This window comes from Brevundimonas sp. NPDC090276, from assembly GCF_044772165.1.
Taxonomy (GTDB): domain Bacteria; phylum Pseudomonadota; class Alphaproteobacteria; order Caulobacterales; family Caulobacteraceae; genus Brevundimonas.
In genome coordinates, this window is sequence record NZ_JBIVYK010000002.1 from 805,777 (window position 1) to 819,907 (window position 14,131).

General features: G+C 67.2%; 14 protein-coding genes. 11 read left to right on the forward strand and 3 right to left on the reverse strand.

Annotated features, from left to right (window positions below; translation table 11 throughout):
• Positions 1 to 5 precede the first annotated feature (5 nt).
• Positions 6 to 1,439, reverse strand: coding sequence for a fibronectin type III domain-containing protein (locus tag ACIQTU_RS09735; RefSeq protein ID WP_400545903.1), 1,434 nt, complete (start codon positions 1,437 to 1,439; stop codon positions 6 to 8).
• Positions 1,440 to 1,531: 92 nt separating this feature from the next.
• Positions 1,532 to 2,821: an Nramp family divalent metal transporter gene (locus ACIQTU_RS09740; RefSeq protein ID WP_400545906.1), complete on the reverse strand. Its 1,290-nt coding sequence runs from the start codon at positions 2,819 to 2,821 to the stop codon at positions 1,532 to 1,534.
• Positions 2,822 to 3,080: 259 nt separating this feature from the next.
• Here ACIQTU_RS09740 and rpsF point away from each other — a divergent pair, with 259 nt between their 5' ends.
• From rpsF to alr, 9 genes are all read left to right on the forward strand, one after another.
• Positions 3,081 to 3,461: a 30S ribosomal protein S6 gene (gene rpsF, locus ACIQTU_RS09745; RefSeq protein WP_292082521.1), complete on the forward strand. Its 381-nt coding sequence runs from the start codon at positions 3,081 to 3,083 to the stop codon at positions 3,459 to 3,461.
• 11 nt (positions 3,462 to 3,472) lie between these two features.
• Positions 3,473 to 3,751 carry a 30S ribosomal protein S18 gene (gene rpsR / locus ACIQTU_RS09750; protein WP_105564333.1) on the forward strand — a complete coding sequence of 93 codons (279 nt, stop codon included), beginning with the start codon at positions 3,473 to 3,475 and terminating at the stop codon, positions 3,749 to 3,751.
• 1 nt (position 3,752) lies between these two features.
• Entirely contained in the window at positions 3,753 to 4,337 is a 585-nt protein-coding gene (gene rplI / locus ACIQTU_RS09755; RefSeq protein WP_400545911.1) for a 50S ribosomal protein L9, read from the forward strand.
• Positions 4,338 to 4,702: 365 nt separating this feature from the next.
• Complete coding sequence (locus ACIQTU_RS09760; protein WP_400545914.1) at positions 4,703 to 7,114, forward strand: TonB-dependent receptor plug domain-containing protein; 2,412 nt, start codon at positions 4,703 to 4,705, stop codon at positions 7,112 to 7,114.
• Positions 7,111 to 7,752 carry a DOPA 4,5-dioxygenase family protein gene (locus ACIQTU_RS09765; protein WP_400545917.1) on the forward strand — a complete coding sequence of 214 codons (642 nt, stop codon included), beginning with the start codon at positions 7,111 to 7,113 and terminating at the stop codon, positions 7,750 to 7,752. The genes ACIQTU_RS09760 and ACIQTU_RS09765 overlap by 4 nt, the downstream gene beginning before the upstream one ends.
• A gap of 71 nt (positions 7,753 to 7,823) precedes the next feature.
• A complete protein-coding gene (locus ACIQTU_RS09770) occupies positions 7,824 to 8,189 on the forward strand; it encodes a hypothetical protein (RefSeq protein WP_400545920.1) in 366 nt (121 codons plus the stop codon).
• A 54-nt stretch (positions 8,190 to 8,243) separates the two neighbouring features.
• Positions 8,244 to 8,633: a hypothetical protein gene (locus ACIQTU_RS09775; RefSeq protein WP_400545923.1), complete on the forward strand. Its 390-nt coding sequence runs from the start codon at positions 8,244 to 8,246 to the stop codon at positions 8,631 to 8,633.
• Between the two features lie 104 nt (positions 8,634 to 8,737).
• Positions 8,738 to 10,231, forward strand: coding sequence for a replicative DNA helicase (locus ACIQTU_RS09780; RefSeq protein ID WP_400547102.1), 1,494 nt, complete (start codon positions 8,738 to 8,740; stop codon positions 10,229 to 10,231).
• A 51-nt stretch (positions 10,232 to 10,282) separates the two neighbouring features.
• Complete coding sequence (gene alr, locus ACIQTU_RS09785; protein WP_400545926.1) at positions 10,283 to 11,320, forward strand: alanine racemase; 1,038 nt, start codon at positions 10,283 to 10,285, stop codon at positions 11,318 to 11,320.
• 1 nt (position 11,321) lies between these two features.
• Here the strand turns inward: alr and ACIQTU_RS09790 are convergent, their stop codons facing one another.
• A complete protein-coding gene (locus tag ACIQTU_RS09790; RefSeq protein ID WP_400545929.1) occupies positions 11,322 to 11,963 on the reverse strand; it encodes a Yip1 family protein in 642 nt (213 codons plus the stop codon).
• A gap of 161 nt (positions 11,964 to 12,124) precedes the next feature.
• On the opposite strand from ACIQTU_RS09790, the gene radA reads away from it, so the two are divergent.
• On the forward strand, positions 12,125 to 13,498 hold the full coding sequence (gene radA, locus ACIQTU_RS09795; RefSeq protein WP_400545932.1) for a DNA repair protein RadA: 1,374 nt from the start codon (positions 12,125 to 12,127) through the stop codon (positions 13,496 to 13,498).
• A gap of 34 nt (positions 13,499 to 13,532) precedes the next feature.
• Positions 13,533 to 14,069 (forward strand): CvpA family protein, encoded by a 537-nt coding sequence (locus ACIQTU_RS09800; protein WP_400545935.1) that lies wholly within the window; start codon positions 13,533 to 13,535, stop codon positions 14,067 to 14,069.
• Positions 14,070 to 14,131 lie beyond the last annotated feature (62 nt).

Below are 14,131 nucleotides of genomic sequence, written 5' to 3' on the forward strand. Positions count from 1 at the left end.
CTCTATCAGTCCTTGATTTCAGCCGTGCAGGGCCGGTCATCCGGCCCCGCCGCGCCATCACAACGACGCAAGGCCAGCAAGCTCTGATCGCTCTCGGCCAGACGATTACGGCCGTCCCCCCCCCGCGTCAGGGTAAAGGCGTCGTAGAGTTGACCCGTAGCTGTGAAGGCCCGGAACGACAAACGGTCGGCCTCGACGTCGATCAGCTGATAGAGCTCGGTGTTCTCGGCGGCGCGCACCGGCTGGGTGTCCGCCCGATCGTTCAGGCCGTACATCTTGGACCCCGTGACCGAGACGACATAGACCGGCCCTTGCGGGCGCCCCGCCGCGCTGTCGGCGCGCGAAGCCTCGGCGCCCGTCGGGTTGGAGACGCGACCATAGCAGTGGTCATGGCCCTGCAGCACCAGATCGATATTGCGGGCGTCGAAGATCGGCTTCCACGCGGCCTTCAGCTCTTCCGTGTCTTCCGGTCGGGCGCAGGTATAGATGGGCTGGTGGAACAGGGCGACGTTCCAGCGCGCGGGGCTGCTGGCCAACGCAGCGTCCAACCAGCGCGTCTGCGCCTCCAGCCCGCCCAGATCCAGCGCCGCCGTGCCGTCCAGAACGATGAAGCGGACGCCCTGATAATCGACGAAGTAACTGGTCGCCTTCACGCCCTCGGCGCCATTGTCCGGCAGGGCGAACTGCAGGGCCCAGTGCGGCCCGAGCACCCGCGTTTCCTCACCGTTCGGCAGCACGTGATCGACGTATTCGTGATTGCCGCTGGCGGGCAACTGCGGCGTCATGGCGAAGGCGCGACCGCCGGCCTCGGTCCATTCTCCCCACTCGTCGTCGTGAACCTTGACCTCGCGCTGGGCCACCAGATCGCCGGCGTGGACGACCAGAGCCGCCGGACCAGCCTCCTTGAAGGCCGAGCGGATCACGCGCGAGCCGATCTCCAGAATGTCGTTCTGAGTGTCGCCCAGATAGATGAAGCGGAAGGGCGCAAACGCTGCCTTGGCCGTGCGGAACGGCAGCCACTCGCTCCAGCCGTCGGCGGCGCGCACACGATAGACGTAGCGGGTATCAGGTTTCAGTCCATCGAAGCGAACCTGATGATAGAGGGCCTGACCATTCTCGTTGGCCATCGGGGCCGTGGTCCCGGCCACCGTGCGCGCGGTGTAGCCCAGCAGCGGGCCGTCGATCTCTTCGGCGATCTGGGCTTCGGCGGCCGTCTGACGGGTGTCGGTACGCCAGGCCACGCCTGCCCCGCGGGCGGCGTCGGCAGCCGGGCTCAGAACAATACGGTCAGCCCATCCCTTGGCGGCCCAACGACCGTTCGGCGCGTGCAGCGGCGCCGGCATCGGATCGGGGTCCGGCGGAGCGACGATCTGGGCCATCGACGGCGCGGCGGCCATCAGCACAGCAGCGGCGGCCAGGAAGGCGGCGGACAGTTTCATGGAAGTCTCCCCGATAAGCTGAGCGAGGAGCTACCGACCTATTGCAACGGTTCGCCGGGGCTTTTGTGAAACTCCTGCGAGGATTGCGCCGCCTACAACGGGATCAGGCCGATCAATTCCTTGCCCGCCAGAACGGCGAACAACATGGCCGCCGCCCCCAGCATGGCGTTCGACAGACCATGACTGCGCCATTCCCTCGGCACTCGGTCGCTGTTCAGCAGCCACAGCAACGTCCCCGCCAGGAAGGGCATGAACAGACTGCCCAGCACCCCATAGGCCACGATCAGGCCGAACGGCCGCTCGATGAACAGCAGGGCCATGGGCGGGAAGGTCAGCCACAGGGCGTAGCCCCGGAACGCCCGGCTACGGTCGCCGCGCACAGCCTCATCGTCCGCCCTGCCCCGCACATGGGCCGTGAAGTCGGCGAACATCAAGCTGACGCCCTGCCAGACGCCCAACAGGCTGGAGAAGCTGGTGGCCCAGAAGCCGACCAGGAACAGGATGGAGATCGGCCGCCCGAACCGCTCCCTCAGCACCTGATCCAGATCCAGCAGGCCCCGGTCGCCGCCCTGAAGCGCGATGCCCGCCGCGTGCAACAGTTCGGCCCCGACGATCAGCATGGCCACCACGAAGACGCCGGTGACCAGATAGGCCACCCGGTTGTCCAGCCGCATCACCGACATCCAGCTCGGCCCCTTCCATCCCTTGGCGTTCAGCCAGTAGCCATAGGCCGCCATGGTAATGGTCCCGCCCACCCCGCCGATCAGGCCCAGGGTATAGAAGACCGATCCCTGCGGCAGGGTCGGCCACAGGCCAGTCAGCAGGGCTGGAATATCCGGCGTCACGATCACGGCCAGACCGACCACGGTGACGAACATCACCCCGACGCAGGCCGTCATCACCTTCTCGAACAGGCCGTAACCGCCGAACCAGACAAAGGTCAGCCCGGCGATCCCGCTCAGCATGCCCCAGGCCTTCAGGTCCAGCGCCGGGAACAACGCCGCCAGCGGCAGGGCCGTCGCCGTCATGGCCGCCGCCCCGTACACAAAGCCCCAGATGACGACATAGAGGCCGAAATAGAGTCCGGCCCAGTTCAGCCGCCCGCCGATAGCGCCCGGCAACAGCCCCCGCCCCAGGCTGGACCAGCCGTCAAAGATCGAGCGTTCGCTCGCCAGGGTCCAACGCCCCACCGCCTCGGCCAGGGCGATCTTCAACACCGTGCCCACGATGGCCGCCCACAGCAAAGCGTAGCCGAAGCGCGACCCGGCGATCAGGGTCGCCACCAGATCCCCCGCCCCCACGCCCGTCGCCGCCACGACGATGCCTGGCCCGATCAGGGACCAGCGCCTTTTCAGCAGTGCGTTCGGCTCGGATGAGGTCATGCGGCGTCTCCGGTCAGGCGAAAAACCATCCTCTGTTTCGGCCGCGCTTGGCAACGCCGGTCACCCAACCTCGCCCCGCCCCAGCTCCAGCCTTGCTCTGGCGGGCTTTTTCGCCTATACGCGCCGCCTTTCCAGGGCTTCGGTCCTGTTGCGGAACGCCAAAGGGTTCGGGAAGTCATCCCGGCCGCCGCTTCAGGAGCCATCGTGGACAGGACTACCCGGTCCCATTCACGCCGATGCCCACAAGGGAGACTACCGCATGGCTCTTTACGAGCACACGGTCATGACGCGCCAGGATATCTCGGCGCAACAGGCCGAAGCGCTGAACGACACCATCAAGGCTCTGATCGAAGAAGGCGGCGGCAGCGTCGCCAAGATCGAGTACTGGGGTCTGCGCAACCTGACCTACCGGGTCAAGAAGAACCGCAAGGCTCACTATTCCCTGCTCGCCATCGACGCTCCGGCTGCCGCCGTGGCCGAAGTCGAGCGTCAGCTGTCGCTGAACGAAGACGTTCTGCGTTGGCTGACCGTCCGCGTCGAGGAACTCGACCTGGAACTGTCGCCCCTGCTGGCCCGTCGTGAACGTGAGCGCGATCGCGATCGCGCCCCGCGCGCCGACGAAGCTGCGGCCTCGGAATAAGGAACCGGATCATGACCGACACCACCGCTCCCATCCCGGGCGCCCCGGCCGGCTCCGGCTCGGCCGGCCGTCGCCCCTTCTACCGTCGCCGCAAGGTCTGCCCGTTCTCGGGCGCCAACGCGCCGAAGATCGACTACAAGGACGTGAAGCTGCTGCAGCGTTACGTCTCCGAACGCGGCAAGATCGTGCCTTCGCGCATCACCGCCGTTTCCGCCAAGAAGCAACGCGAACTGGCCAAGGCCATCAAGCGCGCTCGCTACCTGGCCCTCCTGCCGTACGTGGTGAAGTAAGATGAAGGTCGTTCTGCTGGAACGCGTCGAGAACCTCGGCGCCATCGGCGACGTCGTCACCGTCAAGGACGGCTTCGCTCGTAACTACCTGCTGCCGCGCGACAAGGCTCGTCGTGCGACCTCGGCCAACCTCAAGGCGTTCGAACTCGACCGCGCGGCTATCGAAGCCCGCAACGAGAAGAACAAGGCCGAAGCTCAGAAGGTCGCCGACAAGATCGACGGCCAGACCTACGTCATGATCCGTCAGGCCGGTGAAACCGGTCACCTGTACGGTTCGGTCGCCGGTCGCGACGTGGCTGAAGTCATTCAGTCCGAAGGCGGCAAGGTCGAGCGTTCGCAAGTCGTCCTGAACGTCGCGATCAAGTCGCTGGGCGTCCACGAAGTGCCGGTTCGCCTGCACCCCGAGGTCCGCGCCACGGTCAAGATCAACATCGCGCGTTCGGCCGAAGAAGCCGAGCGTCAAGCCAAGGGCGAGGATGTCATCCGCGCCCAGTTCGACGACGAGCGTAACGCCGCCGAACAAGCCGCCCAAGAACTGATCGAAGGCGGCGCCGGTCAACAAGAAGGCTTCGGCGACGAAGCCTGATCTGTCGACTGACGGTATCGATCAAGGGGCGCATCCTTCGGGACGCGCCCCTTTTTCTTGGCCTATCCGTTGAGTTTTTCTACACGTCAGGCGACATATTCTCGATATTCCGCGCCGCTTTCGCACCGCAATATCGCCATGGCTCATCCTCCCCGATGGGCAGGAGATGAAGATGCGAATGCGCCTGTACGCCACCACGCACCGCCCGGTCATTCGACCGGCGCGATGTCCCGCCCGCCGCTGATCGCCTTCCGGCCGGTCCGCCGCCGGCCCTGACCACCCAGACAATCGACGCAGTCCCACGACGCCGCTCAACGGCGGCGCCCGCTTCCTTGCGTCCAAATCAGAAAAGCTGACCTCTCGAGATGACCTTCGCCTACCGTTCCAGTCTGTTTCTCGCCGCGTCCGGCGCCGCCCTGCTGATCGCCGGAGCGGCCTCCGCCCAGGAAGCCTCCGCCCCCACCGCCGACACCGACGCCACCGCAATCGACGACATCGTCGTCACCGGCAGCCGCGTGCCCAGCCGGTCGCGCCTGGACACCCTGGCTCCCGTCGATGTCGTGACCGCCGAGACCCTGTCCAACCGCGGCACCACCGAGTTCGCCGCCGCCCTGGCCCAGACCGTGCCGTCGCTGAGCTTCGCCCGTCCGTCGGCGAATGACGGCTCCGACTCCATCCGCCCCGCCACCCTGCGCGGCCTGTCGCCCGACCAGACCCTGGTGCTGGTAAACGGCACGCGTCGTCACGCCTCGGCCCTGGTCAACGTCAACGGCACAGTCGGTCGCGGTTCGGCCGCAGTCGATCTGAACGCCATCCCGACCGGCGCTCTGGACCGGGTCGAGGTGCTGCGCGACGGCGCTTCGGCGCAATACGGCTCGGACGCCATCGCCGGTGTCATCAACCTGCGCCTGAAAGAAGCTCGCGAGGGCGGCGGCGCCAGCGTCACCTACGGCCAGTACGCCACGACGGTGAAGACCGCGCGCGGCGAGCGCGACGAGACCGACGGCCGCACGGTCACCGCCTCGGCCTGGCAGGGTCTTGGCCTGGGCTCCGACGGCTACCTGACCCTCTCCGCCGAGTATCTCAACCGTGAGCCCACCAACCGTTCCGATCTGGACCCGCGCGTCACCCCCAACGCCGTCACCGCGCGTCTGGGCGATCCCAAGGTCGAGCAGTGGACCGTCTTCGCCAACGCCGGAAAGCCTCTGACTGCCGGTTGGGACGCCTATGGCTGGGCCGGCTATCAGAACCGCGACAGCGAAGGCGCCGCCTTCCCCCGTCTGGCCAACAACGCCAACAACGTGCCGTCCATCTACCCCAACGGCTTCCTGCCCAAGATCGCCATCAACTCGCAAGATCTGTCGCTGGCGGGCGGTGTGAAGGGCGAGATCGCCGGGTGGAGCGCCGACTTCAGCCTCGTCTATGGCCGCAACGCCCTGGACTTCCGCACCGAGGACTCGCTGAACGCCACCTATGGCGCGGCCTCGCCGACCAGCTTCGATTCCGGCAGCCTGATCTATGACCAGCTCGTCTTCGGCGCCGACTTCACCCGCCAGTTCGAGGTCGGCCTCAGCGGCCCGCTGAACTTCGCCTGGGGCCTGGAAGCCCGTCGCGAAGGCTACAAGATCGAGGCCGGCCAGCCGGAATCCTGGAACCGCGGCCCGTTGGGCCCCAACACTGCCCTGGCCGGCGGCGCGCAAGGCTTCGTCGGCTTCCAGCCCTCGAACGAAGTGGATGAGGACCGCGACGCCGTCGCCCTCTACGCCGACGTGGAAATCCCGCTGACGGACAAGTTCACGGTCGAAGGCGCCCTGCGGGTCGAGGACTATTCCGACTTCGGCGACGCCCAGACTGGCAAGCTGGCGGCCCGCTATGACTTCAGCCCCAACTTCGCCCTGCGCGGCTCGGTCTCGACTGGATTCCGCGCCCCGTCGCTGCAGCAGAGCTTCTTCACCTCGACTTCCTCAGTGATCCAGAACGGCGCTGTGGTCGAAACCGGCACCTTCCCGGCCACCAGCCAGGTCGCCACGGCCCTGGGCGCCAGGGCGCTGAAGCCCGAGACGTCCACCAACTATTCGTTGGGCGCAGTCGTTCGCCTGGGCAACTTCGACCTGACGGTGGACGCTTACAAGATCACCATCGAGGACCAGATCGTCCTGTCCGAACTGATCAATCGCAGCTTCTCCCCCCAGGTCGCCGGTCTGCTGGACCCGCTGGGCGTTCAGGCGGCGCGCTTCTTCCTGAACGGGGTGACGACCGAGACTGAGGGCGTGGACGTGGTCGGTCGCTATCGCCTGCGGACCGTAAGCGCCGGGAACTGGGACTTCACCGTCGCCGCCAACATCAACGACGTCAGCGTGACCAAGCTGCCGACCTCGTCCTCGGTCCTGAACCCGGTTCCCACGCTGTTCGCGCGCAGCCGTATCCTCACCATTGAGGAAGGCACGCCGGACACGAAGGTCTCTGGTTCGGTCGACTGGAGCCTGGGTCGCTGGGGCGCGACGGCGCGGGCCACCTACTACGCCGATGTACTGCAGCCTGGTTCGACCCCGGCCAACGACTATTCGACTGGGGCCAAGACCACGGTTGATCTGGAAGGACGTTTCCAGATCACAGATCGGATCGGCGTCGCGGTGGGCGTGGACAACGTCTTCGACGAATACCCGGACTTCGTCCCCGAGACGCTGAACAGCAACGGCGTCCTGGGCTTCCCCTACTACTCGCCCTTCGGCTTCAACGGCCGCTACGGCTATGCCCGTCTGAGCGTGAAGTGGTGACGACGGCGAGTCCCGAGCGCGAGGGAGCCCTCCCCTCCGCCTCGCGCCGGGCCCTGCTGGTCGGGGGCGGCGTAGCGGCTGCGGCGGCGACCGCTGCGGCCGCTGCGTCCCGACCGGCCGAAGCAGCGGTTCAGGTCGGCGACGAAAGCACCCTCAGCCCCTGGGGCGCCCGCCCCAAGGGTCCGCCCGAGCCGCTGCCGCGCGGCGTCGACCTGCCTGCTGCTCCGCGCGCCTACACCGAGATCAGCAGCTATCACGCCCACATCTATTTCAACGAGGACACGGCCTATCGCGCGACCCAGTTGCGCGACTGGGTCATCCACCGCTTCAAGGTGGAGCTGGGCGAATGGAATGAAGGCCCGCGCGGCCCGCACACCACGCCCTCCTTCTACTTCGGCTTCACCAATGATCAGGTCCCGACGGTCATTCCCTGGCTGATGCTGAATCACCTGGGCCTGAAGATCCTGATCCACCCCAATACCGACGACCCTTACGCCGACCACCTGATCAACGCCCTGTGGATCGGCGAGACCCAGCCTGTAAACGCCTTTCGCATGGCGCGCTCGGCCACAGCGGCGGGCGGGGACATTGAGCGGATCTATCCCAACACCCTGCCGACGGTTCCACTGGAAACCTGAGCGCGTTCAACGGCCATTGTTCCGCCACCGACATGCAATCAAGCTGGGCCGTTCCAATCGTAGGGGTCCGCATGAAGAAAACCACGCTCGTCCTCGCTCTCGCCGCCAGCCTGTGGGCCAGCAGCGCCAGCGCCATGACAGTTCACGAGTTCCTGACCTCGGCCAACCGCATCCCGCGCAACCCGACCGCCCTGCTGCGGTCGGACACGCGACGACTGATGAACGAGACCAAGCAGGCCTTCGCAACAGTCCGCAGCGAACAAGACGCCGCCCGGACGGCCGGCCGCCGCCCCGCCACCTGCATGCCCGAGAAGGTCAGCCTGTCCGCCGACGCCCTGCTGGCCCGCTTCAACGCCATCCCGGCGGCGCGGCGCAACATCAGCGTGACCCAGGCCGTGCGCGAGTGGATGGCGGCGGAGCATCCCTGCTCGGCCTGATCCGCCTTCACCGGCCTCGCTTGCCGTGAGGCCGCCGCTTCCCATCTCCCCGCCATGCCGTTGCGTGCGCTCCTGATCGCCGCCGTCCTCTGGCTGGCCGCCGCTTCCTCCGTCCTGGCCTCGGACATGACGGTGCAGCAGTTCATGGCCATCGCTCAGCGCATTCCGCACAACGCCACGGCCCTTCTGCGCCCTGACACGCATCAGTTGATCGGCGAGGTCAAACAGGCGGTCCTGACCGTCAAGAGCGAACAGGCCTCGGCCATTCAGGCGGGTCAAAGGCCCGCCACCTGCATACCGCCGTCAGGCACAGGGATCACGGCCCAGACCCTGCTGGCCCGCTTCAACAGCCTGCCCGCCGTCCGTCGTCAGGACAGCATCACCCAGGCCGTGCGCGACTGGATGGCCGAACGCTACCCCTGCGGCGCATCAGATCGCCCCTGATCCGACTGAGGTTTTCCGGACCGTCCACAGACGCCGCCGCCTGTCCACGACCAAGGCGACGGCCGCATCTGACGCAGGACGCGCTTAGGGCTATGCGTACTTCAATGAACGCCTTCGCCCCCATGCCCTACGGAAACGATCAGGTCTCCGTCTCGTCCATGCCCCACAATCTGGAGGCGGAGCAGGCGCTGCTGGGCTCGCTGATGTTCGACAACGCCGTGTTCGAGCGGTTGAGCGACCGTCTGCGCGGCTCGCACATGTACGAGCCCTTCCACCAGCGACTGTTTGAGGCGATCGAGGACCATATCCGTCAGGGCCTGCTGGCCGAGCCGACGATCCTGATGGAGCGCTTCAAGCAGGACCCAGCCTTCCACGAGTTCGGCGGCCTGCGCTATCTGGCCGATCTGGTGGACCGCGCGCCGCCGGCGGCCAACGCCCCCGACTACGCCCGGGTCATCTACGACCTGGCCCTGCGTCGCGACCTGATCCGCATCGGGGGCGAGATGATCAAGGAAGCGCCCAACCCCGACACGCCCGCCGACGAACAGATCGAACAGGCCGAACAGACCCTCTATTCGCTGGCGGAGACGGGCAAACCCTCGTCGGGCTTCGTCAACTTCTCCACCGCCCTGGCCGGCGCCGTTGAAATGGCGGGCGAGGCCTATCAGCGTGAGGGCAAGCTGGCCGGTCTGGCCACCGGCCTGGTCGACCTGGACCGCAAGCTGGGCGGCCTGCACCCGTCCGACCTTCTGATCCTCGCCGGCCGTCCGTCGATGGGCAAGACGGCGCTGGCCACCAACATGGCCTTCAACGTGGCCCGCGCCTACCAGTGGGAGCCGACGCCCGAGGGCCGAAAGACGGTCAACGGCGGCGTCGTCGCCTTCTACTCGCTGGAAATGAGCGCCGAGCAGCTGGCCATGCGTATTCTGGCCGACGCCTCGGGCGTGTCCTCGGACAAGCTGCGCAAGGGCGAGATCGACGCCTCGGACTTCGGCAAGCTGCGCGACGCGGCGGTCGAGATCGGCGAGAGCCCCCTCTATATCGACGCCACCGGCGGCATCTCCATCTCCAAGCTGGCGGCGCGCGCGCGGCGCCTGAAGCGGATGGAGCACGGCCTGGACCTGATCATCGTCGACTACCTGCAGTTGGTCACGACGGGCGAAGGCGGCGGCCAGAAAAACCGCGTGCAGGAAGTGTCCGAAATTACCGGCGGCCTGAAGGCCTTGGCCAAGGAACTGGGCGTGCCGATCATCGCCCTGTCGCAGTTGTCGCGTCAGGTCGAGCAGCGCGACGACAAGCGCCCTCAACTGTCCGACCTGCGTGAATCCGGCTCGATCGAGCAGGACGCCGACTGCGTCATGTTCGTCTATCGCGAGAGCTACTACCTGGGCCGGGCCGAACCGCGCGAAGGCACCGAAGAGCACCTGCAATGGCAGCAGGACATGGACAGGCTGCAAGGCCAGGCGGAAGTCGTCATCGGCAAGCAGCGTCACGGCCCCATCGGCATCGTCAAACTAGCTTTCGACGCCGACACCGTCCGCTTCGGCAACCTGGCCCACGACGACCGCTACGGCGCCTATGCGGATATTCCCGAGTAATTCGCCCCAAAGGTCGTGGCGCCGCACAAATCTTGCGGCATAAGGGCCTTCATGTCCCTCCCCGCCTCCCTCACCGTCGACCTCGGCGCCCTTGCGCGCAATTTCCACACCTTGCAAGGCCTGACCGGCGTACCGGTCAACCCGGTCGTCAAGGCCGACGGCTACGGTCTTGGCGCCGCCGCCGTGGCCAAGCGGTTGATGTCCGAGGGCGCGCGGACCTTCTTCGTGGCGCGGGCGGCCGAGGGCGTGCTGCTGCGCGAGGCCATCGGGCCTGAACCGGTCATCTATGTGCTGGACGGCTGCCACGGATCGTCGGCGGCCATGATCAAGGCGGCCAACCTGCGCCCCGTCCTGAATCAGCCCGGCCAGATCGAAGCCTGGACGGCGGCGGGCGGCGGCGCCTGCGGCCTGCAGTTGGACACCGGCATGAACCGGTTGGGCTTCCGCGTCGAGGACGCGCCCGAGCCGTTCGAGGGGCTCGAGCTGGTGATGACCCACCTGGCCTGCGCCGACGAGCCGTCCAATCCGCTGAACCGCGCCCAGCGCGACGCCTATGCGGCGGCGGTCACCCGCTATCCGGGCGTGACGCGCTCTTTCGCCAACTCAGGCGGCTGCTTCCTGGGGGCCGACTTCGCCTTCGACGTGGTGCGGCCGGGCATCTGCCTTTACGGCGGCGGGCCCGAGGGCAAGCCGGATAGCCGCATCGCCCCGGTGGCCACGCTGAACGCCCAGATCATGCAGGTGCGCGACGTGCCGGCGGGCGAGACGGTCGGCTATTCGCAAGGCTACCGCGCCGAGGCGCCGATGCGCGTGGCGACCTGCGGGACCGGCTATGCCGACGGCGTCATGCGCAGCAACAGCCCGCGCGGTCAGGTCTGGGTGGCGGGCGAGCTTCGCCCCATCATCGGCCGGGTGTCGATGGACGTGCTGGCGGTGGACGTCACCGGCCTGGACGTGGCGGCTGGCGACACGGTCGAGATTTTCGGCGCCAATCGTCTGGTGGACGACGCGGCGACGACGGCGGGAACCATCAGCTACGAAATGCTGACCTCGATCACGCCGCGCGTGCCGCGCCTCTACGTCGGCTAGATCAGCTCAGCGCCAGCGCGCCCAGGCCAACCGTGCCGACCACAAAGCTGGCGACCACGGCGGCGGCGATGGCGCTGACCACCATCCACAGCACGATGGCCGAGATCACGACGACGGCGGTGTAGGCCAGCGCCTTGTCCTGCGGCGCCTTCATCACGGCCGGCAAGCCGAGATAGAGTAGGTAGAAGCCATAGAGGCCCAGCAGCCCACCCAGCCAGGCCAGGGCCGGGAACAGGTTGAAGATGGATGCTACCCAGGCCGCTGTCATCGAATAGACGGCGACCTTCATCGACTGCACCTTGTCCTTGGTCCCGTTGAAGGTCGGGGCCAGGGCGTCGATGATCAGGCCCAGAACGAAGACCGACAGCAGCGACAGGCCCCAGGTGACGATGGCGCCCAGCACGCCGCCGACCATGGGCGTGCGCATCACCGAACCAAAGATGGAGATCGGGAACAACTGCCCGCCGATCAGGCTGGCGACCGGACCGATGGCGGCCAGCAGCATGGCGTAGCGGGCGAACAGGCTGCGCGTCGTGGCGTATTCGGCCTCGATGACCGGCCATTCCAGCTTGGGCCGCATCAGAATGTTCTGCACGCGGGCGACGAGGCCCGGATCGATGGCGGGCGGGTTCGGAGCGGTCATGAGGGCCTCGGCGGGGGTTGAGTCGTAACGACGCTATAGCTTGGCAGGATGACGAGCTTATGAGGCTCAATGCAACCCGGCCACGCCATCCTGCGTCAAAACCGGACGTATCATCCCGCAAAGCCCCTCGCCCGCGCCGCGATTCCTGCTAGGTCAGGAGCATGGCGCGCGACACCCTTCTCTATGTCTGTCAGTCCTGCGGGGCGGTTCATTCCAAGTGGTCGGGGCAATGCTCCGGCTGCGGCGAATGGAACAGCCTGGCCGAGGAATCGAAATCGGCCCCGCCCGGCGCGATGAAGCCCGCCTCCACGGCGCGCGGGCGCGGCCTGACGTTCGAGACCCTGCAGTCCGACACGCCCGAGCCGCCGCGCATCGTCACCGGCGTGACCGAGTTCGACCGCGTCTGCGGCGGCGGCGTGGTGCCCGGCTCAGCCATCTTGCTGGGTGGCGATCCCGGCGTGGGTAAGTCCACCCTGCTGCTGGAGGTCACGGCCAAGGCGGCCAGAAATGGCGCCCGCGTAGCCTATATCTCGGGCGAAGAAGCAATCGAGCAGATCCGCGCCCGCGCCAAGCGCATGGGCGTGGCCGACGCCGCCGTGTCCTTGGCGTCCGCGACGGCGCTGCGCGAAATCCTGACGACGCTGAAGCGCGACAAGTTCGACATCGTCATCATCGATTCCATCCAGACCCTGTGGTCCGACGCCCACGAGGCCGGGCCCGGCTCGGTCACCCAGGTCCGCGCCTGCGCCGCCGAACTGGTGCGCCTCGCCAAGGACGGCGGCCCCGCCATCATCCTGGTCGGCCACGTCACCAAGGACGGCCAGATCGCCGGGCCGCGCGTGGTCGAGCACATGGTCGACGCCGTCCTCAGCTTCGAGGGCGAGCGCGGTTACCCCTTCCGCATCCTGCGCGCCGGCAAGAACCGCTTTGGCGCCACCGACGAGATCGGCGTCTTCGAGATGAGCGACGTCGGATTACGTGAAGTCACCAACCCGTCCGCCCTCTTCCTCGGCGAAGGCAAGGACCGCGCGCCAGGCGCCGCCGTCTTCGCCGGGATCGAAGGAAGCCGCCCCGTTTTGGTTGAAATTCAGGCCCTTGTCGCTCCCTCTGCATACGGCACGCCAAGACGCGCGGTCGTGGGCTGGGACAATGGTCGCCTCGCCATGCTGCTGGCCGTGCTGGAGGCGCGCTGCGGTCTCGGCTTCGGGGACAAGGACGTCTATCTGAACATTGCAGGGGGCTTGCGGATCAACGAGCCCGCCGCCGACCTGGCCGCCGCCGCCGCGCTGATTTCCTCGGCCCTGGACAAGCCCCTGCCGCAAGGCTGCGTCGTCTTCGGCGAAATCGGCCTGTCGGGCGAGGTCCGCGCCGTCAATCGCGCCGAAGCCCGACTGAGAGAGGCCAAGAAGCTGGGCTTCGACCGCGCCCTGGCCCCGGCTCAGGCCAAGGACAAGGTCAAGAAAGGCGACGTGGCCCTGACGACCGCGGGACTGCTGACCGAGGTGGTCGAGCGAATCTCCCAAAACCGCTATTGAGGCGGTCTCTCCTTCTTCAGCGATTGCAGCGCGCGTGACCGGCTACGACGTCTTCGTCATCCTTGTGCTTCTGGCCTCCGGCGCCGCCGGCTGGTTCCGGGGCGGCGTGCGCGAGCTCACGGCCTTCTTCAGCTTCTTCCTGGCGGGGCTGCTGGCCCTGATCACCCTGCCCTGGACCGCGCCCTTCGGGCGGTCGCTGGTCGATCCTGACTGGGCCGGATCGGTGCTGGCTGTGGGCCTGACCTTCCTGATTCTCTATTTCGGCCTGCGCTTCCTTGGCGCCGCCATTTCGAAGGGCGCGCGCGGCAATGCCCTGGGTGCCTTCGATCAGGTCTTCGGTCTGGCGCTTGGCGCGGTCCGGGCCCTGGCCCTGATCGGGGCGGTACATCTGACCATCATGGGCGTCATGTCCGACAATCCCCCGCGCTGGCTGACAGGTGCAGCCTTGTCGCCTCTCAGCGCCGGCTCGGCCAAGGCCATTCAGGTCGTGCTGCCGACGCTGGGAAAGGGCGCCGACGCCCTGACTCCCGTGGTCGGTTCTTCCGTCCGCGAAGGGTTTTCCGATCAATGAGCCTTGCCCTCGACGCAATGGCGGACTACGTGCGCGGCGCCGCCGCCTGAGTTATCCTGTCC

What these genes read in the sequence shown, in the direction of transcription:
- ACIQTU_RS09735 (WP_400545903.1), bottom strand. Translation starts at nt 1,439, where the DNA reads ATGAAACTGTCCGCCGCCTTCCTGGCCGCCGCTGCTGTGCTGATGGCC.
- ACIQTU_RS09775 (WP_400545923.1), top strand. Translation starts at nt 8,244, where the DNA reads ATGCCGTTGCGTGCGCTCCTGATCGCCGCCGTCCTCTGGCTGGCCGCC.
- ACIQTU_RS09790 (WP_400545929.1), bottom strand. Translation starts at nt 11,963, where the DNA reads ATGACCGCTCCGAACCCGCCCGCCATCGATCCGGGCCTCGTCGCCCGC.
- ACIQTU_RS09770 (WP_400545920.1), top strand. Translation starts at nt 7,824, where the DNA reads ATGAAGAAAACCACGCTCGTCCTCGCTCTCGCCGCCAGCCTGTGGGCC.
- rplI (WP_400545911.1), top strand. Translation starts at nt 3,753, where the DNA reads ATGAAGGTCGTTCTGCTGGAACGCGTCGAGAACCTCGGCGCCATCGGC.
- rpsF (WP_292082521.1), top strand. Translation starts at nt 3,081, where the DNA reads ATGGCTCTTTACGAGCACACGGTCATGACGCGCCAGGATATCTCGGCG.
- radA (WP_400545932.1), top strand. Translation starts at nt 12,125, where the DNA reads ATGGCGCGCGACACCCTTCTCTATGTCTGTCAGTCCTGCGGGGCGGTT.
- rpsR (WP_105564333.1), top strand. Translation starts at nt 3,473, where the DNA reads ATGACCGACACCACCGCTCCCATCCCGGGCGCCCCGGCCGGCTCCGGC.
- ACIQTU_RS09760 (WP_400545914.1), top strand. Translation starts at nt 4,703, where the DNA reads ATGACCTTCGCCTACCGTTCCAGTCTGTTTCTCGCCGCGTCCGGCGCC.
- ACIQTU_RS09740 (WP_400545906.1), bottom strand. Translation starts at nt 2,821, where the DNA reads ATGACCTCATCCGAGCCGAACGCACTGCTGAAAAGGCGCTGGTCCCTG.
- ACIQTU_RS09780 (WP_400547102.1), top strand. Translation starts at nt 8,738, where the DNA reads ATGAACGCCTTCGCCCCCATGCCCTACGGAAACGATCAGGTCTCCGTC.
- alr (WP_400545926.1), top strand. Translation starts at nt 10,283, where the DNA reads ATGTCCCTCCCCGCCTCCCTCACCGTCGACCTCGGCGCCCTTGCGCGC.